The organism is Nocardiopsis gilva YIM 90087, assembly GCF_002263495.1.
Lineage (GTDB): Bacteria > Actinomycetota > Actinomycetes > Streptosporangiales > Streptosporangiaceae > Nocardiopsis_C > Nocardiopsis_C gilva.
The window spans coordinates 3,733,240-3,756,858 of sequence record NZ_CP022753.1; the positions used below are offsets into that span (position 1 = coordinate 3,733,240).

Genomic DNA, 23,619 nt, shown 5'->3' on the forward strand with positions numbered 1-23,619 from the left:
GTGGCATGTGAAGCACAACCGCGGCCACAAGGCCCGCTTGTACCCGGAGCCCGAGCAGGCAGCACAGCTCGAAGACCAGGGGCACGTGGCCCGGGCTGTGTGGAACCTTCTTCACGACTGGTGGACCATGGCGTCGGAGAACCGCCGGGTGTCGCTGAAGGATGCGGATACGGCCATCCGCCAGGCGCGCAAGGAGATCGGTTGGCTGTCTGTTCTTCCAGCGCAGGCGGCTCAACAGGTCCTGAGGACGTATTTCAAGGCCTGGCGAAACTGCTGGGAGGGGCGCGCCGAGGAGCCGAAATTCAAGACGCGGTTCCGCTCGCGAATGGCTATCGACGTCCCACAGGGCGAAGGACTGGGTGTCCCGCGGATCACCCGCAGGTGGGGGATCGTGAAGGTCCCCAAGGTCGGTGCTATCCGCTTCCGGTGGACCACGGACCTGCCCGTGGGCAAACGAGCGGACGCGGACAACAAGGTCACGGGTGCCCGGCTGGTGAAGGAGCCCGATGGCTGGTATGTGGTGTTCCGCGTCCGAACCGAGGTCAAGGAGCCGTCCCCGCACACCGGGCCCGGGATCGGCATCGACCGGGGCGTCAACAAGCCGCTCGCCTTGTCCGACGGCAGCTTCCGTGAGCACGGGCCGTGGCTGGGAAGGGCCGAGGCCGAGCGGCTGCGTCGGTTGGAGAAGAAGGCCGCCCGCCAGAAGCGCGCCCGCAAGAGCGGTGGGAAGACCTCGAACCGGCTTAAGCGAACATATGACCAGATCGCGGGCGTGCGCGCGAGAGCCAAGCGCCGCGCCCTGGACTGGCAGCACAAGACGACCACCGCACTTGCCGAGACTTTCGGTGTGGTGACCGTTGAGGACCTAGACATCTCGAACATGACCAGGTCGGCCCGGGGAAGCGTGGAGGCACCTGGGAAACACGTCCGGCAGAAGGCCGGGCTGAACCGGGCCGTCGCATCCGAGGCGTGGGGCCGCACAGTCACCATGCTTGCGTACAAGCTCGCCGACCGGGGCGGACACCTGGTCAAGGTGCCCGCCGCTAACACGTCGAAGCGCTGCCACGCCTGCCGCACCATCACCGAGGGCAGCCGCGAATCGCGGGAGCGATTCGTGTGCAAGAACCCCGGGTGCGGCTGGGCGGGCGACGCCGACACCAATGCGGCGTGCAACGTCGCCGAGGATGCCAAGGAGCAAGCGCCCCAGGACATTGCGGGTGCCAGGACGTGGAGCCCTCGGGGGTGCCCGGGCGACGAAGCGTCAACCATCAGCTGTGGACAAGTTCCGTCGGCTGAATCCTCCCACCTTCGAGTGGGAGAGGATGTCAATGCCCGCTGTGCGACTCCCCTCCAGCGTTCGACCGGACTGTCGGCGGGGCGGCGCTGCTGACGACTCGGACGGCGAAGGGCCGCGTTCGCCACCGCGTCGAGCGCGCCATGCTGACGCCCCCTCGGTCGGGCGCTGGCCACGACCGCCGCCATGACCGGCGGGTTCGTCGCCGTGTTCGCCGCCTTCGGGCTGGCCGTCATGCCGCTGGCGCTCTCGGTGGAGCGCTACCTGCCCTGGGCGACGGTCGTCATCGGCGTCGTGCTCGTGGGACTGGGCGCGTGGCTGCTCAGCGGGCGGGAGGTCAAGGTGCTGCTGCCGACACCGACGCCGGGCCGCCCCACGCGCTCCCTGCGCTGGGCGGCCACCTACGGGGTCGCCTACGCCGTGGCGTCGCTGTCGTGCACGATCGGCCCGTTCCTCGCGGTGACGGCAAGCGCGCTGCGCTCCTCCACCCCCGTCGGGGCGGTGGGCGTGTTCGTGGCCTACGCGGAGGGGATGGGCCTGGTCATCGGCGTCCTCACGGTGGCGGTGGCGTTGGCCCGCGAGGGTCTCGCCGCCCGGCTGCGCCGGGCGCTGCCGCATCTGGCGCGGGGCGGCGGTGCGCTGCTCGTCCTCGCCGGGGCCTATGTCGCCTACTACGGTGTCTCCGAGCTGCGGGTACTGTCCGGCGCGTCGGCCGCGGATCCCGTGGTCGGAACAGCGACCGCGATCCAGTCGACGTTGGCCCGGCTGCTGGACTCCATCGGCCCGGGGTGGTTCGCGCTCGCCCTGCTCGGGCTGGTCGGGCTGGGCGCCGCGCGCGCCCTGCGGCGTTCCCGGCGCGGTCGGGCCTCCTCCGCCTCGTCCCCCGACACGGATCCCGCGGAGTCCTCCACGCAGGAGTGAGGAGGTGAGGGGCGGCGGGACACCGCCCCTCACCCTCGGCTCATGCGGAGCGGCGGCTGAGGAAGAAGAACGCCACCGCTGTCATCAGGCCGTAGATGATGTGGCCCATCAGGCTCATCATCGCCGTCTGGGTGATGTTGAACAGCGGCATGCCCATCATCATCGGCATGATCACCAGGGGGCCGAGGACCCACCAGACGACGCCGTAGGCGGCGCCGGCGCCGAGCAGGGGGCCGATGCGCTGGGCCAGGGAGCCGGCGATCACTCCGAAGACGAGGCCGATGAAGGCCGAGATCATCAGGTGGATCACCGCCCCGACCACGGCGCTCTCGCTGCCCATCATCGAGGCGATCATCTTCAGCATGCCCATCATGGCCATGAGCACCCCGAAGACGATGCCACCGGCGATCCCGGCCACCGCGCCCTTCCAGGCGTAGGTCACCACCGGTGACGCGGACTGGGTGGTCGACGACATGAAATACCTCCAGCTCAGAAATGGGGCACGCACCCCATTGACGGGTTCGCGCCCCACCCTGTCGAGCTGGATGTGCGGTCTTCGGTACCCCAGGTCACACAGCGGGAATCCGTTACGCATCCGCCTTCAGGTTGGCCTGCGGGACACCGACGAGCAGGGTCAGGACGTAGTTGGTCGGTCCGGCCGGGAGGCCGATCTGGCTCGGGTCGTCCGTCGGCGGGTCGGGGTCGAGGCAGACCGCCACCGCGCCGATCCCGGTCAGTCTGAAGTCGAAGGTCTCGATGGTCGAGGTCCCGTCGATGCGGCCCTCGTTGGGGAACTCACCGGTGCCGATGAGCTCGGCCCGTCCACCGAGCGGGAGGTTGGGCACCTTCGTGGGCTGGCAGTCCTCGGGCTCGCGGACCTTCCAGTGCACGGGCGTCGCGGGCATCTGGACCTGGATGTGCGCGCCCGGGGGCACGGTCTGCGGCAGCCAGGTGCCGCGCCACCAGTACAGGTCGTCGCGGTGCTGCTGGGTGAACAGGTAGACCCACTCGTCGGGCGTGGGTGAGCTGGAGGCGGTCAGGGTCATCGTCAGCGCGGCCGCCGCGGCCGCGATTCCGATCGGTCGTAGGCGCTTCGTCGCCTTCATCGCCGTGCCTCCCCCTCGGCCGGGCTGATGAGCAGGGTCCCCATCATCCCGTTGTCCTCGTGCGGCAGGATGTGGCAGTGGAAGACGGTCTTGCCGGTGATATCCGGACGGAAGAAGGTGCGGATGGTCACCTCTCCCTCGGGCGGCAGCCGGAAGGTGTCCCACCAGATGTCGGGGCTGGTCTGCCAGGAGGTATCGCCCTCCGGGATGCCCTGGACGTCGATCACCTGGAACGGGTTGACGTGGATATGGATGGGGTGCTGGAACACGTCCTCGTTGACCAGCCGCCACTCCTCCACGGTCCCGGCGACGACTTCCTGGTCGATCCGGTCCTGGTCAAAGAGCTGGTCGTCGATGAAGAAGCGCACGCCCATGCCCTCTTGACCGGAGATGTCGCCGCTGAACTTCAGTTCGCGCCGGTTGGCGACGGCCAGGTCGGGGATCCGCGGCGGCTCGACGAGGTCGACGGGGATCTTGCCGTCGGCGGGTTCGCCCTCGACGACGAGGGTACCCAGGTCGACCCTGGGGCGGTCGCCGCCCGGGTGGCCCTGGTCGTAGGCCTCGGCGTAGATCGTGTAGCGGCCCGGGGAACCGCCCTTGACGATGAACTCCGCCCGGTTGGCCGAGCTCAGCATAATCGAGGGGACCTCGCGGGTGCGGCCGAAGGGGATGCCGTCCTGGCCGATCTGGTGCAGCGGGTGCTCTTCGACATGCAGCCAAATGTTGCGGTGCGGGCTGGCGTTGAGCACGCGCCAGCGCTGGGTCTCGCCGGGCCGGATGGAGACGTCCGGCTGGTACTGGCCGTTGAGCGGGAAGAGCATGCTGGTGGGCACGGCCGGGATCGACGAGAACGGGGTCTTGCCGGCGGTGGGGACGACGACGGCCATGGGCACCTCGCCGTCCTCGTTCAGCCACATCTCGTTGATGACGATGACGCGTTCACGCGCCGCTTTGACCTCGGGCACCTCGTCGATGTCGCCCTCGACGACGATCGGCCCCGACAGGCCCATCCACCCCTGGTGGGAGGTGCTGCCGTGGAAGTGCGGGTGGTACCAGTGGAGCCCGGCCGGGTGATCCTCGGGAATCTGGTACTCGTAGTCGTGGCTCTGCCCCGGTTCGATCCGCAGGAAGACGTTGTCGGACGGGTCCTCCGGGGACACCTGCATGCCATGGGTGTGCAGGTTGCTCGACAGCAGCATCTGCGGCAGGGTCTCGCCCTCCTTCAAATGGCCCATGAACGCGGGAACGCACTCCAGCGGTCCGCCTGCGTTCTCCCCGGGCCGCGTGGCGCACATCGGCGGGGCCGCGTTCAACGGCAGGCCCATCGGCCGCATGCCGTTGTGAAACCCGATCCGCACCGTGTCCCCGGGACGGATCCGCCACATGGCGCCGGGCAGCATCCCGTTGTAGGCGTCGACGTGGAGGCGTCGGCCCGCAACGGTGAAGCGGGCGGGTGCCACGTGCAGGTCGTAGTCGAGCACGCCGTTCTCGCTGCGGATCACCGGTAGGTCGCGCAGCGGCTCGCCGACGTGCTCCTCCCTGCCGAGCAGCACCGCGTCGCGCAGTCGGGCACGCACGGAGTCGGGGAGCAGCCACCCGCCCGACAGCAGGGCTCCCGCCGCGAGACCCCCTCCGGCCAGCAGTAACGACCTTCGACGCATGTGTCCTCCCATGACGGGTCAGTGACCAATCGTTTCGTGGAAATCACCAAGAGCAACCAAGGGATGGGTGAAGTTTCCTTGGAGCTCCGTCTGCGGGTGGCCGCGCCCGCCGTAGCGCAGACGTGGCCATCTGAGGACATTGCCCCGCACAGGGAGACCACAGAAACCTACTGTCAGTCAGGAGACACTACTGTCGGCTATAAGTTATGGTCTATCCACTTTTGCCGTTTTGGCCCTGCGCTTCGGGTGGCGCGCAACCACCACAATGCGCCGCACGCACCGCCGATACCTCCCCACATCGGGCGACCACGTCGAGTACTTTCGAATCATCACCGGCACCTCGCGCCATGCGCCGAACCAGGCGCAGGGGTGTCGCGGACGATGAGGGGTGCGAACGACAGCATGAACGGCGCACACGGATCGGCAATGGACCGCGCCCTCCAACTCCTGGGCGGGCAGAGCGATCAGCAGCTGCAGCAGGCCGCCTGGGTGGCGCGCTGTGTCGGCCGGGGCGCGTCGGCGCCGCTCACCTCCGAGGACGTCTCCGCACTGGCCGCGACGCTGAGCCGTAGATCCGTGACGCGCGGCGCGGTCGCCTTCGGCGGGCGGGGCGACCGGCCCGGGGTGTGGATCGTCCGGTCGGGGCGACTGGAGCTGGCGGCGGGTTCCGGGGCCGGGCGCGTGGTCGTGCAGATCCTGCGGGACGGTGACGTCGACGGCGACATCCAGCTGCTGCTGGACATGCCCCTCCCCTACACCGCCCGCGCCCTGGACGACGTGGAACTCCTCCACCTCAATCAAGAAGACTTCGAGCGGCTGCTGGCCACCCGCCCGCCGATCGCGCGGCGCTGGCTGTCCAGCGTGGCCGAGCGGCTCAACACCAGTCACATGCGGATCCTGGGGCTGCTGGGGCGGACCCTGACACAGCAGACCGCGCAGCTCCTGCTCGACGAGGCGGTCGAGGGGGACATCGCCCTGCCGCAGCGCACGCTGGCGGCCATGCTCGGCGTGCGGCGCCCGTCGCTCAACAAGGTCCTCAAGGAGCTGGAGAAGGACGGCCTGATCCAGGTGCGCTACTCCGCCATCGAAATCCTTGACCGCACGGTGCTGGCCCGGCGCGCGAGGTGAGACCGTGCCCGCGGTGCCCCGCCCCACCGGCAGCGGTGCCGGGGACCGGACGCGGCGAGCGGACGTCCGTTCTGCTGCGCTCCGGCCAGGACGGTGATCAGGTCGGATGAGAACCGGCTCGGGCGGGCGTGACCGGTCAGCGGGGGAGGCGATCGTGTGGACGAGCAGGAGTGGCGCCGCTTCCTGGCGGAGTTCCACCATGCGCGGCCCGCGATCACCGAGCGCCTGCTGGAGCGCGCCGACGCCGCACCCTATGCCTGGGTGGCCGCGCCGCTGCGACCGGTGTCCGGGGTCGTCGTGGACCTCGCGTGCGGATCCGGACCGACACGCCCGGAGCTGCCCGGTGCCCGCTGGGTCGGGCTGGACTCCTCGGCCAAGGAGCTGCTGTACGCGGCGGCCCGCCGTCGCGGCCCGCTGATCCGGGCGGACGCGGCGGCCCTCCCGTTCGGCCGGGACACGGTCGCGGCGGTGTGTGCGGCGATGAGCCTGCAGGTGGTGACTCCCCTCGACGCGGTGCTGCGGGAAGTCCACCGCGTACTGCGGCCCGGCGGGGTGATCGCCACGCTCACCCCCGCCCGGCTCGGCACCTCGCCCGCCGGGCTGTGGGGCTGGCTGCGGGTGCTGCGGTCGGTGGGCGTGCTGCGGCTGCCCTGGCCCAACCCGCACGCCTGCGACAAGGCGCCCGACGTGCTGCGCGCGCACGGGTTCGCCGTCGTCTCCGACGAGCGGCGCGTCTTCCACCTGGACCTGTCCACGCCGGAGGCCACCCGGCTCCTACTGCACAGCCTCTACCTGCCGGGCGTCGACGCCGACCGGCTCGCCGCGGCGGATGCCGCCCTGGCCTCCTGGGCACGGACCGGCCGGACGCTGCCCCTGCCGCTGCGGCGCGTGGTCGCCCGGATCCCCGAGCGCCTGGAGGCGGCCGGGTCAGAGGACCAGGAAGAAACCGCGCGTGGGACGAGCGAAGCCGGAGAGGAGCGGCCCGCGGCCTGACCAGCCGGTCAGGCGCCACTGAGGGCCGCCGCCAGAAACCGCTGCGGTACGTCCACCGCACCACGACGCCGACCGCTCCCCTCCGGGGCTTCCGGTGGTTCCACCGACGTGCGGTGCTCAGTCCAGGCCGGGCGCCTTGGGCAGGTCCAGCTCGGTCTGGGCGTAGTGGTTGAAGTAGTTGGTGAACATGTTGACCACGACGTGGGTGTAGAGCTCGGCCAGCTCGGCCTCGCCCCACCCGGCCTGTCTGGCGGCCTCCCACGTCGCTGCGGACACTTCGCCCTTGTCGGCGGTGATCTCGCGGGCCACGGCCAGCAGCGCGCCCAGACGCGGATCGGCGGTGAAAGTGCCCGAGCGGATGTCCACGGTCTCGTCCAGGCTCCACCCGGCCGCCCGTCCGGCGGCGGTGTGGGCGGACTGGCAGTAAGCGCAGTCGTTGGCGGCGCCCACGGTCAGCGCGATCGCCTCGCGGGTGCGCGCGTCGAAGCTCCCGTGGTCGGCGATGGCCTGGTTGATGCCGTGGTAGGCGGCGAGGACGATCGGGGCGTGCGCCATTTCGCCATGGATGTTGAGCACCATGCCGAATTTCTTCTCCAGCGCCCGCAGCGTCTCGCGGGCCGCCTCGGGGGCGTTGTCAACGGTGTGCACGGGGATACGCGGCATACGTCCTCAGCTCTTTCGCTTCGTCGTCATCGCGGAACGGCACGGGCCCGGTGGGGCCCTGCCTCGGCAGTCGCCGATTCCCCTGTCCTAACTTCCCGTCGCGGACGCATCGCACCGGAAGTGTCAGCGAGGTGTCCAACTTCCGCGGCGTGGCCGCAGGCGTGCTCGATGAGGGGGCAGCCCGGGTCCTGGGCACCGGCGCCGACGCGCCCCTCCTCGGGCAGCCGGTCGGCCAGGGCGTCGAGGGCGACCAGGTCGTCGCGTAACCGCTGGAGGTCGGCGATGCGCTGGTCGATGTCGGCGACCTGGCGGCGGACGGTCGCGCGCACGTAGTCGCATGGGAGTTCGCCCCGGTCGCGGAAGGCGAGGATCTCGCGGACCTCATCCAGCCGCACGCCCAACCGCTGGGCGGACTTGATGAACGCCACCCGCTCGACGTCGGCCTCGGTGTAGACGCGGTAGCCCGCCGAGGTGCGCTCTGCAGGCGGGAGGAGCCCGATGCCCTCGTAGTAGCGGATGGTCTTGCGATTGACCCGCAGCCGGGAGGCGAGTTCTCCAATGCGCATACCGATCACCTCACCGCTGCCCGTCGGGCCAGTCGACGACGGGCATGGTCACCACGATACCGGGCTCGGTGATGGCGACCTCGCCCGCGCGTTCGGCGGCGGCGACGGCATCGGCCGAGGTCAGCGTGCGGGGCTCGGCGCTGGGCCGCCACTCGACGAGGTGCACCGACCGCAGCGGGGTGTAGGCGTCGTCGCCGGGAACGCTGGCGAACACGTCGGGCTGGAAGCCGAACGGGCCGGCGGCGCCATCGGGTTCGATGCCGTTGATGAACACGTAGACGGGTCCGTGCAGCGGGTCGGGGGTGTCCGCGAGCGCGGGAACGTGCACGACCGGAGAGTCCATCATGTCGGTGAGCAGGTCGGCGACCTCGGCATCCGAGGCCTCGGTGTGCAGAAACCGGATGGGTTCGTCCGCGTAGTAGCCCGTCACGGGCGGCGGCATGCCCTCGTGCATCGCGCCGCTCATGGACGCGGGCACGGCGCCCAGCCCGTAGATGGCATACGAGCCGCCGCCGATGACCAGGGCGGCCGCGACCAGCGCGGTCAGCCAGGGCGTCCACCACGACCACGGCGTGCGGGGGCGGTCAGCGGAGTGGTCGTCGTGCTCGGTGCCGGATGTCGGGGTGCTCATGCGGGGACCTCCTGTGGTGCGGTGGATCGGCTGTCGTCGTCGGCGGCCGACGGGCGGGTGGGGTCGGCGAACCGCCGGTAGGTACGCGGGGAGAGCACGCGCAGGCCGAAGGAGTTGAGCAGTACCACGGTCACGCTGGCGGCCATGGCGGCCATCGCCCAGGCCGGGTGCACCAGGCCGGTGGCGGCCAGTGGCACGCCCACACCGTTGAAGGAGAAGGCGAGCGCCAGGTTCTGCTTGGTGCGCCGGTAGGAGGCGCGGCCCACGTCCCAGGCGTCCACCACGGCGTCCAGCCGGTCGGCGACGAGAATGACGTCGGAGCTCTCGATGGCGATGTCGGTTCCGGCGCCGAGGGCGATGCCGATGTCGGCCTGCATCAGCGCGGGGGCGTCGTTGATGCCGTCGCCCACCATGGCCACGCGGTGGCCCTCGGCCTGCAGCCTGCGCACATGCTCGGCCTTGGCGTCCGGCGGCGCCTGGGAGTACACATCACCGATGCCGGTCTGCTCGGCGATGGCCGCCGCAGTACGGGGGTTGTCCCCGGTGACCACCACCGGCTCGACCCCGCGGCGACGCAGGCGCCGCACGACGGACGCGGCCTCCGGCTTGACGGGGTCAGCGATCGCCACGACCCCGCGCACGGTGCCGTCGACGAGCACGACGACGACCGTGTGGGCGCGCGCCTGCAGCCGCTCGATGGATTCGGCGAGCTCCTCCCCGATCGCCGCCGGACCGCCGATGTCGGGCTGTTCGGCCATGGCGGGGCTGCCCACGGCGACGCGGCGGCCCGCGACGTACCCGTGGGCGCCGCGGCCGGTCAGCGACGCGAAGTCGGTCACGTCGGCGATCTCGATGCCCTCGTCCTGGGCCGCCGCGACGACCGCGCGGGCGAGGGGGTGCTCAGAGGGGTCCTCCACGGCGGCGGCCAGGCGCAGCAGCTCCCGCCGGTCCTGGCCGGGCACGGTCTCGACGGTGACGACGCGGGGGTGGCCGCGGGTGAGGGTGCCGGTCTTGTCGAGGACGATGCGGTCGATCCTCCCGAAGGTGGCGAACGCCGAGGCTGAGCGCATGAGGATGCCGCGTTCGGCGGCCTGCCCTCCGCCGCGGATCATCGCCAGGGGTGTGGCCATGCCCAGAGCGCACGGGTAGCCCATGACGCCGACCGCCAGGGCGGCGAAGACGGCGCGGGCGTACATCGGCGTTCCGGTGAGCAGCCACGCGCCCAGGGTCCAGACCAGCAGGGCGAGGCCGGCGATGGCGAGCACCGAGGGGACGTAGACGCGCAGGATGCGGTCGACCAGGGCGAGCAGCCCGGGTTTGAGGGCGCGGGCCTCCTCGACGTAGCGGACAACGGTGGCGAGGAAGGAGTCCTCCCCGGTCCGGTTCACCCGCACCAGCAGGGTGCCGGTCTGGTTGACGCTGCCGCCGATCACCTCGGCGCCCACGGTCTTCTCCTCGGGGACGGACTCGCCGGTGACCAGCGAGGTGTCCACACCGGAGGCGCCGTCGGCCACGGTGCCGTCGACCGGGATGGCCTCCCCGGGCCGGACGCGCACCAGGTCACCGACGGCGACCTGCTCGATGGGGATCTCCTGGTCGTATCCGTCGCGGACGACGCGCGCGGTGGGCGGTTGCAGGGCCAGCAAGCGGCGCACGGCCGCCGACGCGTGGGTGCGGACCTTGAGCGCCACGAACGCCGACAGCAGGTGGTAGGTGGAGATGAGGATCGCGGCGGCGAAGAAGTCAGAGGACGGGAAGTCGGGGTGGACCAACCCGATCAGTCCGCCGAGGAGGCCACCGAACGCGCCGAACTCCATGAGCACGTGCTGGTTGAGGATGCGCCGGCGCACGGAGGCGACCGCCATCCGCAGGATCGGCCACCCGGCGACGAAGACGACCTGCACCGCCAGCGCGAGCGTGATCCAGGGCAGCAGAGCGAACCCGCGTCCCGTCGCCATCAGCAGCATCAGCCACAGCGCGGCCGCGGCGGCCACAGCGGCGGCGGCCAGCCGGACGCGCGCCTCGGACAGCTCCGCCTCGGCCTCCTCGAACGCCTGGGTGCGGCGCGGGTCGCGGATGGTGTAGCCGAGGTCGCGCAGCAGGTCGCGGACCTCGGTCGCGCGCACGCGTTCCGCGTCGTGGACGACCAGCGCCTCCTCATGCGCCAGCGACACGCTCACCTGCTCGACACCGTCGAGGCGCCCGACGGCGCGTTCGATGGTGTGGGCGCAGAATCCGCAGTGCAGCCCGCCGATCTTGAGCAGGAGGCGATCGGGGGCGGTTCCGCGCGGCGGCCGCTCCCCCGGTGCGGTGGGCGCGGCCGTGCTCACGGCGCCTCGCTCGCGGACGCGGTGAACCCCAGCCGCTCCAGGTGCGCGGCGATGTCGTCAGCGCTCAGCCGCCGGTCGTCGAAGCGCACGTGGACGAGCCGCGTCGTGGCGTCGGCGCTCACCTGGCGGACTGCGTCGAGGCGGATCAGTCCCGCCTCGATGTTGCCCGCGCATTTGTCGCAGTGCATCCCGTCGACGGTGAATGCCTGTTCGGACATGGTGTGCCCCTCCCTGTTCCTGTTGCGACCAGGGTGCACCTTCCACCCGGCGGGAAGGTCAAGTCATTCGAAGGGCCGCTTCCCCCCTGTGGGGGCGGTGACGCAATGCCGGTCGATCCGTGTGGCATCGGATCGGTGAGACCGGGGCGGGCTGTCAGCGCTGCCGCACGTGGTGCTCGGCCATCGGGAGGTTCTCCGGCGCCGAGGGGGCGAGCGTTCCGGCGCGGCGGGCGAAGCCGCGTGCCCAGGGGGCGGCGGTCAGTCCGTGGGCGTACACGCTCAGCAGCACGGTCACGCCGGTGACCAGCATGATCCGGTCTGCCGCGGCGATGCCTGAGGCCTCGACCACCAGCAGGGCGAACAGGATCGATGCCAGTCCGCGCGGCCCGAACCAGCCGAAGAAGGCGACCGTCTCCCAGCGCACCCTCGCCCCGATCATCGCCACGGCGACCGCGGCCGTGCGTACGACCGCCAGGCTCAGCACGGCGTAGCCGAGTACCGGCCCGGTGATGTCTCCGAGGCGGGGACCGATGATGATCGCGCCGAACAGGGTGAAGGTCACCATCCCCAGCAGCTCGCCCTCCCGCTCGGCGAACTCGTGGACCGCGGGGCAGTGGGGGCGTGCCACCGATCCGAAGGCCAGCCCGGCGACGAAGGCGGCGACGAAGCCGTTGCCGCCGACCACCTCGGCGCCGGCGTAGGCGGCGACCGCCAGGGCGAGCACGAACAGGCGGCGGTAGGTCGCGCTCACCCACCCGGCGGCGTCCATCCGGACGAGGCCCCATCCGCCGACGGCACCGAGGGCTACCCCTGCCAGCGCGCCGAACCCGATCTGCTGGGCCGCGAAGCCGATCCAGGACGAGGGAGAGCCGATGTCGCCCTGCGTCGTCGCCGCGACCGCGACCAGCGTCATCACGATCGGCAGGGCGATGCCGTCGTTCAGCCCGCTCTCGACGTTGACGGTCTGGCGGATGCGCACCGGCAGCCGCTGGTCGGAGATGACGGCCGCGCTCAGGGCGGCGTCGGTCGGGATCAGGACCGCCGCCAGCAGCGCCGCAGCCCACAGGCCCAGACCGGGGAAGATCACCCAGGCCAGGAGGGCACCGATGGCGATGCCCACCGGCATCCCGACCCCCAGCAGCCGCAGCGGGAACTCGTACTCGCGCCGCAGCACGCGCAGCTCGATGCGGACCGCGTCGGTGAACAGCACCAGCGTCAGGGTCGCCTCGGCGAGGATGCGCACCATGGGCGCGGTGGCGGTGCCGCTGAGCGCACCCACCCCGCCGCCACCGAGGATCAGCCCGGCGGCGACGAACACCATCGGCGCGGTCAGCGGTGTTCCCTGGGTCCGCCCGGAGATCAGGGCGTAGCCGAGGACGACCCCGGCCAGGAGCAGCAGATCGGTCACGGCACGGCCGCCCGTCGGCTACCGGTAGTCGGGATTGTCGAACCCCGCATGGCACCCGGCGTCCCACGCCGACCGCTGGTTGCCGTAGGCCGGGACGCCGCCGGCACGCCGCAGCATCGCGGCCAGGTGCATCAGGTTGTAGGTCATGAACGTGGTGTTGCGGTTGGTGAAGTCGTTCTCCGGGCCGCCCGACCCCTCGTCCATGTAGGAGGGGCCGGGGCCGGCCTCGCCGATCCACCCGGCGTCGGCCTGCGGCGGGATCGTATACCCGAGGTGCTGCAGGCTGTAGAGGACGTTCATCGCGCAGTGCTTGGCCCCGTCCTCGTTGCCGGTGATCAGGCACCCGCCGACCCGCCCGTAGTAGGCGTACTGCCCGGCGTCGTTGAGCAGGTGCGAGCAGCCGTAGAGCCGTTCGATGACCCGCTTCATCACCGAGCTGTTGTCGCCGAGCCAGATCGGCCCGGCCAGCACCAGGATGTCGGCGGCCAGCACCCGCTCATAGATCCGCGGCCACGCGTCGCTCGGCCACCCGTGCTCGGTCATGTCGGGGTAGACCCCGGTCGCGATGTCGTGGTCGACCGCGCGCAGCTGCTCCACCTCGATGCCGGACCGGCGCATCAGGTCGGCGCTGCGGTCGATCAGCCCCTGCGTGTGGCTCAGCGCCGGTCGGGGCTTGAGCGTGCAGTTGATGAAAAGCGCACGCAGGCCGTCGAACCGCGGAGCCTGGCCATCGCCCTCGACCTGTTCGTTCATGGCGTCCTCCCGCTTTCCTCGGCGACATCCTGTCAGCGCCGATCGAGGAAATCGACGATCCCGCGGCGCGGTGTCGCGATCCGTGCGCGGCGTTTTCGATCGGTCCGGATGTGGAGGTGTCGGATGTGTCAGCGATCTGGCGATTCGGTGTTGCGCGAACAGCTTCTCGAATCGGTGAATGTCAGGATGCTCCTATGGCTGCCGAGAGCGAGAAGAGCAACAGCAGACGATGGGAATTCCCCGGGTCGCAGGGGGCGCCGCTGGCGGCGCGGCTCGACCTTCCCGATACGGCACCGCGCGCGTACGCGCTGTTCGCGCACTGCTTCACCTGCAGCAAGGACGTGTTCGCCGCCGCCCGGATATCGCGGGCGCTGACCGGTTTCGGGATCGCGGTGCTGCGGTTCGACTTCACCGGCCTGGGGCAGTCCGGCGGGGATTTCGGCAACACCGATTTCAGCTCCAACGTCGCGGACCTGGTGCAGGCGGCCGCTCATCTCCGCGAGGAATTCGCCGCGCCCACGCTGCTCATCGGGCATTCACTGGGCGGTGCGGCGGTGTTGGCCGCCGCGCACCGGATTCCGGAGGTGCGGGCCGTGGCCACGATCGGCGCTCCGGCCGACCCGGCCCACGTCACCCGCCTGCTGGCCGAGAACCGGGAGGAGATCGAGCAGCGGGGCGAAGCCGAGGTGTGCCTGGCCGGGCGCACCTTCCGGATCCGGCGCCAGTTCCTCGACGACATCGCCTCGCAGCCGCAGGCCGAGCGCATCCGGCGGCTGGGAACCGCGCTGCTGGTGATGCACTCGCCGATCGATGAGTCCGTCGGAGTGGACAACGCCCGGCGGATCTTCGACACGGCCCGCCACCCCAAGTCGTTCATCGCCCTCGACGGCGCCGACCACCTGCTCACCGAGCGCGCCGATTCGGAGTTCGCGGCCACCGTGCTCGCGGTGTGGGCGGGCCGGTACGTCTTCGGGCCGGACACCGGCCGTGAGACGGAGGGGCGGGAGGAGCCCCGGGCCGCCGAGGGGTTCGTGACGGTGGCCGAGAGCGGCACCGGTCCGCTCGGGCAGCGCGTTACAGCGGGCCGACACGTGTTCGGCGCCGACGAGCCCCAGCCGATCGGCGCCGACACCGGCCCCTCGCCCTATGACCTGCTGCTGTCGGGGCTGGGCGCATGCACGTCGATGACGGTGCGCATGTACGCGCAGCGGAAGGAGTGGCCGTTGGAGAAGGTGACGGTGGCGCTCCGCCACTCCCGGATTCACGCCGAGGACTGCGCGGACTGCGAGACGCGCGCCGGAAAGATCGACCGGATCGAACGGGTGGTCAGCTTCGAGGGTGATCTGGATGCCGAGCAGCGTCAGCGGCTGCTGGAGATCGCCAACAAGTGTCCGGTCCACCGGACCCTCACCACGGAGACCATCATCGATACCACGCTGGACGGGGCCGCCGACGCGGGCGCCGGAGGCGGGGACGGAGCCAGGACCGCGTCGCCCTCCCCTGGCTGATGCCGTCCGGCGCGCGTGGGCTGCTCCCCCTGTTCAGGAGGCGCAGCAGGACGGTTCGGTGACGGCGCAGGCCAACGCCTGCGCGGCCGACCGGAAGGCCTCCGCCATGGTGAGGGAGGGGCCACGGGTCGGCGATCTCCCCCACGGTCATGCGGGTGGTGGAAGGCGTGGACGGCGGTCGTGATGAGCTTCCCCACCGCCGCCGACGCCCGCGTCATCCAGTTCGCCGCCCGCATCCCGACCCTGGCCGCCGACAACGGGAAGCCCTCGCGACGTGCCGCCGTATCGGGCAGGTCGAGCCACGTGGAGCGGGCAGGGGAGCCCGCTGGTGAGCGGCCGCGGCGAACAAGGTCACCATACTTACATTTTTCTTATCTCCCCTGGTCGACCCACCAATCTGGACATATGAGCACGTCCGTCACACAGGACACGCAACGGACGTCTCATCGATTCAATGGAGCATTGGGGGGCGATCATGAAGGGCAAGGTAGGGAAGACCGCAGGGACGCTCGCAGCCACGGCGGTGCTGACCGGCGCGATGGCGCTGGGCGCGGCCCCGGCCTCGGCCTCGACGTCGGCCGCGACGTCGGCGTCCAGCCAGTCGGCAGGTTGCTGCTACTACTACGGACACTATGGACATCACGGACACGGCCACCACGGCTTCGGCCACCACCACGGGCACCACGGACACTTCGGGCACCACGGGAGCTTCAGCAGCGGCGGGTTCTCCGTGAGCATCGGCAGGTGAGGTGATTCCAGCACGCAGCGGCGCGTCGGGCCCATTCGGGTCCGACGCGCTCTTATGCACGGCCCAGCGGAAAGGATATGGAAAGAATGTGGTTGGCGCGCCAATGCCCCTTGTTTCTATCGCGGCCCGCGCGGAGCTCCCACCATTCGCGTCAATAGATGATCTCCTGAACGGACGCAACCACCCACGCCGGGTGCCCCAAAAAAGAAGGTCACCTTACTTCGATTTTCTTTATCACACCTGGCAGATGCGCCATTCTGGATACGTCCGCATGTCCAGCATCTACATCGCAGTACGGACGTAGCGGACAGCTCCATGCAACGACGCATTTGGGGAGGGGACATGAACAGCAAGCTTGTCAAGACGACGACGGCCGTCGCCGCTAGCGCAGTACTGACCGGAACGATGCTGATGGGCGCGACTCCGGCCACGGCCGCGACGTCAGCGTCGGCACAGACGCCCCACGGTTCGTCGAAGTTCTGTCCGTACGTGTACTGGTACTACGGCTGGTGCACCCCGATCCATCACCACCACCGCTAGGGAAAGGGTGATGGCACTGGGACGCAAAGATGCGTCGGGTCGATTCGGGCCCGACGCATCCTCCATGCCGGACCTGACCAAAACGACACGGCTGGCACCTCGGCGGCCTGCATGAGCACCGCACCCCGCAGAGCACCCCAGCCCCGGGCAGAGACGCACCGGACATCGTTTCTGCAGCAGTAAAAATTCCCATACTTACATTTTTCTCTCATTTCCCGCAATGCCTGAGAATCTGGACATATCGGCATATCTGCCACTGACGACACCCGGTGGACGCAGCCGACACTTCCATGCAACGGAGCATTCGGGAGGAGACATGAACGGGAAGACAGGAAAGACCGCAACGGCCCTCGCCGCCACCGCCGCACTGACGGGAGCGATGCTGCTGGGCGCGGCTCCGGCCGCAGCCTCGACGTCAGCGTCGGCATCGAGCTCGGCGTCCAGCGCATCCGGGACCTGCCACTACAAGTACTGTTACCACGGACACGGGCATCATGGGCATGGCCACCACCACGGCAGCAGCGTGTCGATCTGTCTCCTGCTCTGCATCAGCGCCCGGTGACGCGGCAAAGCCGACACGCAGAGGCGCGTCGGACCATCTCGGCCCAACACCCGCGGGTGCCCGGCTGCGCCGAAGAGGTCCGGCCAGCGGAACAGCGACCCCTGTCACCGCCCCACCGACCCGCGAGGAAGAAAACTCGGACCAGAACGTCCAGGTCAGGCTGGTGACTCACTGAGGACGGCCCCGAACGCCGGGTGTCCTTCCTCGTCGGCTCTGAGTCCAGGCTCACCCTTGGTCCGCACACGCCCTGTGTCGTCCGCAAGGACTCCGCCGCAACGCCACCCGGCTCCTCCTTTTCGGCCGTGCCAGAGAGACGCCGCAGGAACGGACGTCGGCGGGCGAAGCGCCCCACGGGCCGACGATCAGGGGCGCGAGCGGAGCGACGGGAAAGAGCAGCTTGACCTGCGCAACGCGCTCTTCCAGCAGTGGGAGGCGATGCTGACCAACCGCGACAAGCGGCAGTCCCCCGGCCTGTTCCTGATCCGGGGGTCTGTCCCATCATTCCGGAAGTCGACCACGGGTGGCCGCTCCACCGTCTGCTCTACCCGGCCGACCAGCGCATGATCGAGGAGAGCGGTGTCCCGATCCGCATCGTGGGAACCGACGCGCGCGGGTCGACCACCATCAGCTCGTGCAACCGCACGGTCCCCACACCGCTGGTCATCGGCAACGAGCCCACGGGCATGACCAGCCAGATGGCACGAGGCATGCGACGAAATCGTCAACATCCCCATCGGCGGCGTCGCCGACTCCCTCAACGCTGCCGTCCTTGGGATACTCCTGCTCTACGAGGCCGCCTACCAGCGCGGCTTTCCCGCAGAAGCTCCATGGAGTGGGGAATCACCACGCTCACGCGGAGGCTCATCTCTTATCAGAACCTCGTGCATTCATGCTTGTTGCATGCGCGGGTGAGAAACTCCTTCACTCGGTAGTACTTGCCCTTTCTCGGGATGTCGATGATCCTGCCGTCCAGCCAAGCCTGCACTTTGACGTGCTTGCCCTTCCACCAGAAGCTGCCCTTGTAGTAGCCGCCACCGATGGAATACCACGTGCGGCATGCTCTCGCCCATCCCTTGCCGTGAGGGTTGTGCTTCCGGCACGCCTTCCCTGTCGCAGCGGTTACCCCCTCGGGCACGGCGGCGGTGAGCGACGCGCCCTCGGCATGCGCCGGACTCGTCGTCACTGCGGCGGCCTGTGTGGCGAGCCCTGCGGCCTGCGGTTGCGTGACCGCACTGGCCGGAACGATCCCGAGCGAGAGGACCAGCCCCGTCGTGGTGACGCCGACCGCCAGTGTTCTGATCGGTGTCATGGACGACTCCCTCATTGAGCGCCGAAAAACGAGCGAGAATCGACATTTACATTGATCGCCTTCGCATACATGCGATATTCAATTGAATCCACACCTTCGCGGATTGCGTTGAATTCCCCGCCATGGGCCACATATCGATGATGTTGAAAAGCGAGCCCTCGCCTGTGCGTCGTCAGGCATAAGAATGAACCCTGACGTCCGCTCCAGCGCACCGTCGGCCTCAGTCGGCGCCGCTCGACGTTCCCCGCCTCCTGCGGCACCGGTGGAGGTCCCCTGGATGATCCGCCCGAGGGAGCCCCGCACCGGACGCTCGGGGATCAATGTGATAAGCGCGTCAGGCAATCAGACGAATCTGACCCGAGGATGCGCGTGTGACCTGCGAAATTTCGTCCGCCAAGCGGTAATCGTGGTTCGGGCACTGTCCCCGGTCCGGTCCAATGGTTACCGGGCTAATACGACAAAGGAGGACAATGTCCACACAGACCTCGAGTAAATCGAGCAGGTCGCTCTGGCGGCGCTACCTCGATTTCCCCCTGATCTGGAAGCTGGCGATCGGGCTGGTCGCCGGCGCTGTGGCGGGTCTGGCCATCGGCGAGCCCATCACCGTCATCGCTCCCTTGGGCGACCTCTTCCTGCGCCTGCTGAAGATGTTGGTGATGCCCCTGATCATCGTCACCCTCATCGCGGGCGTCTCCTCGGTCACCCCCGCCGCCCTGGGGCGCATCGGATTCAAAGCGTTCCTCTTCTACCTGGTCACATCGGCCTTTGCCATCACCATCGGGCTCGCGCTCGCACTGGCGGTCGCGCCGGGCTCCGGGCTCAAGATGCCGGGCGAGACCGTAGAGGGCAGTGAGCCGCCGCCGGTGTCGGAGACCCTGCTCAACATCGTTCCGGACAACCCGTTCAAGGCCCTGGTCGACGGGAACGTCCTCGCGGTCATGTTCGCCGCGATCGTGGCCGGCCTGGCGCTGACCTACATGCGCGGCAGCGACGACGACCGGGTCCGGGAGCTCGGCGACTTCCTTCGGCGCGGCGTCGACGGCGCCGTGGAACTGATCTTCCTGGTGATCAAGGGCGTGCTGCAGTACGCGCCGATCGGTGTCTTCGCCCTGATCGCGGTGGTCATGGGCGAAACGGGTGTCGAGTCGATCGTCCCGCTGGCCAAGCTCACCGGCGTGGTCTACGGCGGCATCGCCCTGCAGATCGCCGTCTACACCGGCATCATGCTGCTCTTCCGCGTCGGAATCCGCCGCTTCTTCGCTGCCGCCAAGGACCCCATGCTGACCGGCTTCGTCACGCGCTCCAGCAGCGGTACGCTCCCGGTCTCCTCCCGGGCCGCCGAAAAGCTCGGCGTGCAGGAAGGCGTCTACAGCTTCACCCTCCCACTCGGCGCGACCGTCAACATGGACGGAACGGCCATCTACGTCGGCGCCGCCACCGTCTTCGTCGCCAACATCTCCGGGGTGGACCTCACCGTCTCCCAGCTGCTGACGGTGGTCCTGGTGGGGGTGCTCGCGTCCATCGGCACGGCGGGCGTGCCGGGTGCGGGACTGATCATGCTGACCATGACGGTCTCCCAGACCGGTCTGTCCATGGCCCCGGTCGCCCTGGTCGCGGGCATCGACGCCATCCTGGACATGGCCCGCACCTCCTGCAACGTCACCGGTGACCTCGTCGGCACGCGCATCATCGCCCAGACCGAACGCGGCATGCTGCGCGACCCCGACACCACCGACGCGCCCGAGCCTCCGGACGACTCCGGCACCGACGCGCACTCCGTCTCCACGGCCACCTAGGGCTTCCTGCCCAGTGCCATGTCCACGGGGTGGGACTGCGCCCTAGAGGCCTCGGTCAATGCTCACCGCGGTGGAAGCGGAAGGCTCCCGCTCGGCCGCCGAGGGCGCAGCCACCCCGTGAAATCTCTTTTGTTTTCAATTGCAGCAAAGAATAACGTTGCGATTTCACAATGTCCGGATCCGGCCACACAAAGGGGATCGAGAGGCCGACAATATTCGGATATCTTCACCGAACAGAACGTCGATCTGCATGGACTGTGTGAATATCACTGAATCACCAACGTCCACTGCAGCCATGCACCGTTGATCGAATATAGGTAGATTCGCTGCCTCCAGGTGCGGCGAGCCAGGGATCGCGGTGCCGCATTCATTCTCTCCCAGGAAACTGGAAAAAGTTCCAAGGTTAACGAAGGGAGAACACAGAAATGCAACACACCCTGCTCCGCCGCAGCGCCGTCGTGGCCAGCGGGCTCGGCCTGGCCGCTGGATTGATGGGCGCCCCCGCTGCCGCGGCCGACGCTCGACCTCTGTCGGCGCCGGCGGCGGCCAACGTGACCGTGCAGTCGGCCCCCCGAACCTCCGAGGCCGCCGCCGAGGCGAAATGCCGGACCGCCCGGAGCAAGATCCATGGCGCCCGCATCAAGGGAAAGATCTGCTGGTCCAACCGCAGCGGCGGTGGCTGGAAGAACGCGAGTATTCAGGGCTGGGTGAAGGACACCAAGGGGGACGGAAACTACGCCCAGTTCCGCATCCACTACCGGACGAAGGTCTGGCACGGGTGGCAGACGAAGACGAAGGTCATTAAGTCGACCAAGGGCCGCAAAGCACCGGTGACGAAGAGCGCCCACTGGTACTACAACGGCAAGGGTGTCAAGGACGTGTGGATCCAGGTCTGCAAGAAGGGACGCGGCGGACGCATCTGCGACAACAGATGGCGCTAGATCGTTGATGGGGGTTCGCTGAATCGCCTGCGGACATGGCGAAGGGCGCCGAGGATCGGAATGTGACAACCAACCTTGACGCCCTTCTCACCGCACTCTACGTCCATCTCGACGACCACGTCCTGCCCTCTGGCGAACAACCTCGCACACCCGGACCCTCCCGGCTTCTCACCGACGCCGAACTCGTATGCGTGGCCATCGCCCAAGTTCTCCTGGGCTGCGACTCCGAGCGCCGCTGGATGCGCACCGCCCCGACACGGATCGACCACCTCTTCCCGCGCCTGCCCGGCCAGTCGGAGTACAACCGCCACCTGCGCGCCCTGGCCCCGCAGCTCCTCGCGACCTGCCTGTGGCCCGCCCACGCGGTCCCCACCTGGCGGGAGCGTCTGCGGCTGATGGACGGCACCCCCTCCGGTGCGGCGCCTCCCGCGTCACGGTCAACCGCTGGGGGCTGGGCGAGATCGCCGCCTACGGGCGCGACGCCTCCCACCACGCCTTCTACCCGGGCGCACAACTGCTGATCATCACCACCGCCGAAGGGGCCGTCACCGCGTTCTCCCGGCCCATCCCAAAGAGCTGGACGAGCGCAAGCAGGCCCTGCACCCGGCCCACGTCCAGCAGATCGCGCCCGGCCCCTGCCTCATCGTGTGCGATAGGGGGCCGCCGGGGCCGGGATCGAGACTGCCATGGCTGCCCTAGGCCATGTGCTGGTCCGCCCGGTGCGCGACGATGAGACCGAACCCGGGGTGAGGGTGTTCCCGGGCTGGCTGCGCCAACGGGTCGAGGCGGTGATCTGGACACTGAAGAACCAGCTGGGCCTGGAGCGGCACAACGCCCGCACCACCGAGGTCTGTGGGCGCGGGTCTGCCGGCGGATCTGCGCGCTCAATGCCGCGATCTGGCACAACTGGCTCATCGGTGCCCCGGTCAAGCGGTCGCTGATCGCTTATGACCACGGACCAGGGCACACAACCCCCATCAACGATCTAGGGGAGCCCAATCAAACGGTCACCCCGGCGCCCGCCGCCAACTCACGGTCCGTGCGGCGCTACCGCTAAGAGCTCATCTTGTCTCGTACCGGGTTTAGTGGAGGCTTGGAACCAACGCGTCAGCGTCTGCTGACGTCTGATTGCGCAGGTTGACTTCGGCTTCGAGCTCGGCCTGGGTAACACAGTTGCGCAGGGTTTCGGGGTTGAAGTCCAGCAGCTAGGCGATCTGTGTCAGGGCGCCGGGTCGTGTGGCCGGGCCCCGCACGCGTCCACGGCCATCCTGGTCGCGCGTTGCCGCAACTTGTCGGGGTATTTCCTCGGTGCTGCCATGACTCTCATCCTTCCCAGGAATGAAAGCCTCCCTCATACCCGGCACGAGACACCGCGACCTCTCCATACACCGCAGTCTCGCGTTTCCGTACCCCATCGCGGAGGCCGGGGCTGAGCTCGCCCAGCGTGATGGACACCACCTCCTGACCATGGTGTGCAATGACGAACAGGTTAGGGAATGCGTACGCCCCGACCCGGAAGGAGCTGGCACAGCCGCCTTCGCAGCACAGGTCAGCCGATTCGTGTCCCGGTTCTCCATAGCTCATCCAGGGGCGGGGAAGCCTCGCATCACGGCCGTCCTCGCCCTCGGCAACGGCCTCGGTCCTTCGCCGCAACGACATACCACCACGGCCACAGACGGAACCACGATCCGCCAGGCACGGCAGAAGCCAGCTATGCCTGGAACGGGCGTCCGCACTACGCGCCCCCGCACAAAGAGGAGAAGACGGAGCTCAGTGGACTCCCGAGAGGACGGATGTTGCCACGGACGGACAGCTGACGCATCCGGACATCGCGATCGTGACCCCTTGTAATTGACCGCGGACAAAGCTGAGAGGATGGCTCGTTCGAAACACTCATCTGTTTCAGGATGTGCAACCCAGCGCGAAAAAGAGGAAGCATTCTTTCCGGCTCATGGGATTCTAAACTCTGCAGCTGGCATCAGGTGTGTGAGTGCAGGTCGTCTGTCCATCGAGAGTGGTGTGTGCACTTGAACGGAGTGCTCACCCTGTGTTTCCAAAGGCACGGAGCAGCTGCGTTGCATGACCTACGGGAGCTGCTTCAGGTTGATTCGACGTTGAAGGCGAGAGTAGAGTCAGGGCTGCCCGTAATCGGACGACTACGCCTTATTTATAGGATGTCTTTGGAAATTGCATCCTAGTGAGGGGCCTAGGGAGGAAATATGAAAATTAAACTCGGATACGATGCCGACTGCCTGAGCTGTAGCACGATTGCTGGACAGCTTGTTCAGGTGGTAGGAGAAGAAATAGAAATCGTCCCTCTTCGTTCTGTGAGAATGCAAGAATGGCGGAGAGAAGCCCTCGGTGAAGACGCCCCATGGGCTCCAACCCTTGTACGGTTGGGAGAGAAGGGTGTGGAGGCATGGACCGGGTGGAGGATTGCCTCTGTGCTATCGCGTGTCCTGGGGCCCAAGAAGACATGGGATGTTCTTGGAGTACTGGGAAGCCGCGCTTTGGACGGACAACCGAGCCGTAGCACCTTAGGA

At 68.7% G+C, this 23,619-nt stretch carries 23 protein-coding genes and 1 pseudogene; 12 read left to right on the top strand and 12 right to left on the bottom strand.

The window, feature by feature from the left end; genetic code table 11:
• The first annotated feature begins 7 nt into the window (after positions 1-7).
• Both CDO52_RS16960 and CDO52_RS16965 read left to right on the top strand, forming a co-directional pair.
• On the top strand, positions 8-1,390 hold the full coding sequence (locus CDO52_RS16960) for an RNA-guided endonuclease InsQ/TnpB family protein (protein WP_017617906.1): 1,383 nt from the start codon (positions 8-10) through the stop codon (positions 1,388-1,390).
• 90 nt (positions 1,391-1,480) lie between these two features.
• On the top strand, positions 1,481-2,215 hold the full coding sequence (locus CDO52_RS16965; RefSeq protein ID WP_157745619.1) for a cytochrome c biogenesis protein CcdA: 735 nt from the start codon (positions 1,481-1,483) through the stop codon (positions 2,213-2,215).
• A gap of 40 nt (positions 2,216-2,255) precedes the next feature.
• Here the strand turns inward: CDO52_RS16965 and CDO52_RS16970 are convergent, their stop codons facing one another.
• From CDO52_RS16970 to CDO52_RS16980, 3 genes are all read right to left on the bottom strand, one after another.
• Positions 2,256-2,690: a hypothetical protein gene (locus CDO52_RS16970; protein ID WP_017617908.1), complete on the bottom strand. Its 435-nt coding sequence runs from the start codon at positions 2,688-2,690 to the stop codon at positions 2,256-2,258.
• A 112-nt stretch (positions 2,691-2,802) separates the two neighbouring features.
• The gene (locus tag CDO52_RS16975) at positions 2,803-3,321 is read right to left on the bottom strand and encodes a hypothetical protein (protein WP_017617909.1); all 519 of its coding nucleotides are present in this window, start codon (positions 3,319-3,321) and stop codon (positions 2,803-2,805) included.
• On the bottom strand, positions 3,318-4,982 hold the full coding sequence (locus CDO52_RS16980; RefSeq protein WP_017617910.1) for a multicopper oxidase family protein: 1,665 nt from the start codon (positions 4,980-4,982) through the stop codon (positions 3,318-3,320). The genes CDO52_RS16975 and CDO52_RS16980 overlap by 4 nt, the downstream gene beginning before the upstream one ends.
• Positions 4,983-5,384: 402 nt before the next feature.
• On the opposite strand from CDO52_RS16980, the gene CDO52_RS16985 reads away from it, so the two are divergent.
• Positions 5,385-6,110 (top strand): Crp/Fnr family transcriptional regulator, encoded by a 726-nt coding sequence (locus tag CDO52_RS16985; RefSeq protein WP_232524225.1) that lies wholly within the window; start codon positions 5,385-5,387, stop codon positions 6,108-6,110.
• A 156-nt stretch (positions 6,111-6,266) separates the two neighbouring features.
• A complete protein-coding gene (locus CDO52_RS16990; protein WP_094932524.1) occupies positions 6,267-7,103 on the top strand; it encodes a class I SAM-dependent methyltransferase in 837 nt (278 codons plus the stop codon).
• A 117-nt stretch (positions 7,104-7,220) separates the two neighbouring features.
• Here CDO52_RS16990 and CDO52_RS16995 read toward each other — a convergent pair whose 3' ends face one another.
• The 7 genes from CDO52_RS16995 to CDO52_RS17025 form a co-directional block, all read right to left on the bottom strand.
• Positions 7,221-7,766 (bottom strand): carboxymuconolactone decarboxylase family protein, encoded by a 546-nt coding sequence (locus CDO52_RS16995; protein ID WP_017617913.1) that lies wholly within the window; start codon positions 7,764-7,766, stop codon positions 7,221-7,223.
• Between the two features lie 26 nt (positions 7,767-7,792).
• The gene (locus CDO52_RS17000) at positions 7,793-8,332 is read right to left on the bottom strand and encodes a heavy metal-responsive transcriptional regulator (protein ID WP_017617914.1); all 540 of its coding nucleotides are present in this window, start codon (positions 8,330-8,332) and stop codon (positions 7,793-7,795) included.
• Between the two features lie 10 nt (positions 8,333-8,342).
• Positions 8,343-8,963: a DUF7482 domain-containing protein gene (locus CDO52_RS17005; RefSeq protein WP_017617915.1), complete on the bottom strand. Its 621-nt coding sequence runs from the start codon at positions 8,961-8,963 to the stop codon at positions 8,343-8,345.
• The gene (locus CDO52_RS17010) at positions 8,960-11,293 is read right to left on the bottom strand and encodes a heavy metal translocating P-type ATPase (RefSeq protein ID WP_232524227.1); all 2,334 of its coding nucleotides are present in this window, start codon (positions 11,291-11,293) and stop codon (positions 8,960-8,962) included. Before CDO52_RS17010 ends, CDO52_RS17005 begins: the two co-directional genes overlap by 4 nt.
• A complete protein-coding gene (locus CDO52_RS17015) occupies positions 11,290-11,511 on the bottom strand; it encodes a heavy-metal-associated domain-containing protein (RefSeq protein ID WP_017617917.1) in 222 nt (73 codons plus the stop codon). Before CDO52_RS17015 ends, CDO52_RS17010 begins: the two co-directional genes overlap by 4 nt.
• A gap of 154 nt (positions 11,512-11,665) precedes the next feature.
• Positions 11,666-12,919, bottom strand: a complete 1,254-nt coding sequence (locus CDO52_RS17020) for a cation:proton antiporter domain-containing protein (RefSeq protein ID WP_017617918.1) — start codon at positions 12,917-12,919, stop codon at positions 11,666-11,668.
• Between the two features lie 18 nt (positions 12,920-12,937).
• Positions 12,938-13,672, bottom strand: a complete 735-nt coding sequence (locus CDO52_RS17025; RefSeq protein WP_017617919.1) for a flavodoxin family protein — start codon at positions 13,670-13,672, stop codon at positions 12,938-12,940.
• A 194-nt stretch (positions 13,673-13,866) separates the two neighbouring features.
• Here CDO52_RS17025 and CDO52_RS17030 point away from each other — a divergent pair, with 194 nt between their 5' ends.
• The 5 genes from CDO52_RS17030 (at position 13,867) to CDO52_RS29540 (ending at position 17,594) form a co-directional block, all read left to right on the top strand.
• A complete protein-coding gene (locus CDO52_RS17030) occupies positions 13,867-15,180 on the top strand; it encodes a bifunctional alpha/beta hydrolase/OsmC family protein (protein WP_017617920.1) in 1,314 nt (437 codons plus the stop codon).
• 475 nt (positions 15,181-15,655) lie between these two features.
• A complete protein-coding gene (locus tag CDO52_RS17035; RefSeq protein WP_152471553.1) occupies positions 15,656-15,928 on the top strand; it encodes a hypothetical protein in 273 nt (90 codons plus the stop codon).
• A gap of 342 nt (positions 15,929-16,270) precedes the next feature.
• Positions 16,271-16,468, top strand: coding sequence for a hypothetical protein (locus CDO52_RS27625; protein WP_017617922.1), 198 nt, complete (start codon positions 16,271-16,273; stop codon positions 16,466-16,468).
• A gap of 316 nt (positions 16,469-16,784) precedes the next feature.
• The gene (locus CDO52_RS27630; RefSeq protein WP_152471554.1) at positions 16,785-17,030 is read left to right on the top strand and encodes a hypothetical protein; all 246 of its coding nucleotides are present in this window, start codon (positions 16,785-16,787) and stop codon (positions 17,028-17,030) included.
• 249 nt (positions 17,031-17,279) lie between these two features.
• Positions 17,280-17,594 (top strand): hypothetical protein, encoded by a 315-nt coding sequence (locus CDO52_RS29540; RefSeq protein ID WP_394296713.1) that lies wholly within the window; start codon positions 17,280-17,282, stop codon positions 17,592-17,594.
• Here the strand turns inward: CDO52_RS29540 and CDO52_RS27635 are convergent.
• Entirely contained in the window at positions 17,572-17,739 is a 168-nt protein-coding gene (locus tag CDO52_RS27635) for a hypothetical protein (protein ID WP_017617923.1), read from the bottom strand. The genes CDO52_RS29540 and CDO52_RS27635 overlap by 23 nt on opposite strands.
• A 162-nt stretch (positions 17,740-17,901) precedes the next feature.
• The gene (locus tag CDO52_RS27640; RefSeq protein ID WP_017617924.1) at positions 17,902-18,339 is read right to left on the bottom strand and encodes a hypothetical protein; all 438 of its coding nucleotides are present in this window, start codon (positions 18,337-18,339) and stop codon (positions 17,902-17,904) included.
• Between the two features lie 470 nt (positions 18,340-18,809).
• Between CDO52_RS27640 and CDO52_RS17045 the strand changes: the two genes are divergently transcribed.
• The 3 genes and pseudogenes from CDO52_RS17045 to CDO52_RS29685 form a co-directional block, all read left to right on the top strand.
• Entirely contained in the window at positions 18,810-20,135 is a 1,326-nt protein-coding gene (locus CDO52_RS17045) for a dicarboxylate/amino acid:cation symporter (RefSeq protein WP_017617925.1), read from the top strand.
• A gap of 425 nt (positions 20,136-20,560) precedes the next feature.
• Positions 20,561-21,076 carry a hypothetical protein gene (locus tag CDO52_RS17050; protein ID WP_094932525.1) on the top strand — a complete coding sequence of 172 codons (516 nt, stop codon included), beginning with the start codon at positions 20,561-20,563 and terminating at the stop codon, positions 21,074-21,076.
• 62 nt (positions 21,077-21,138) lie between these two features.
• A pseudogene (locus CDO52_RS29685) lies at positions 21,139-22,031 on the top strand (transposase); the annotation flags it as partial.
• Positions 22,032-23,619: the final 1,588 nt, after the last annotated feature.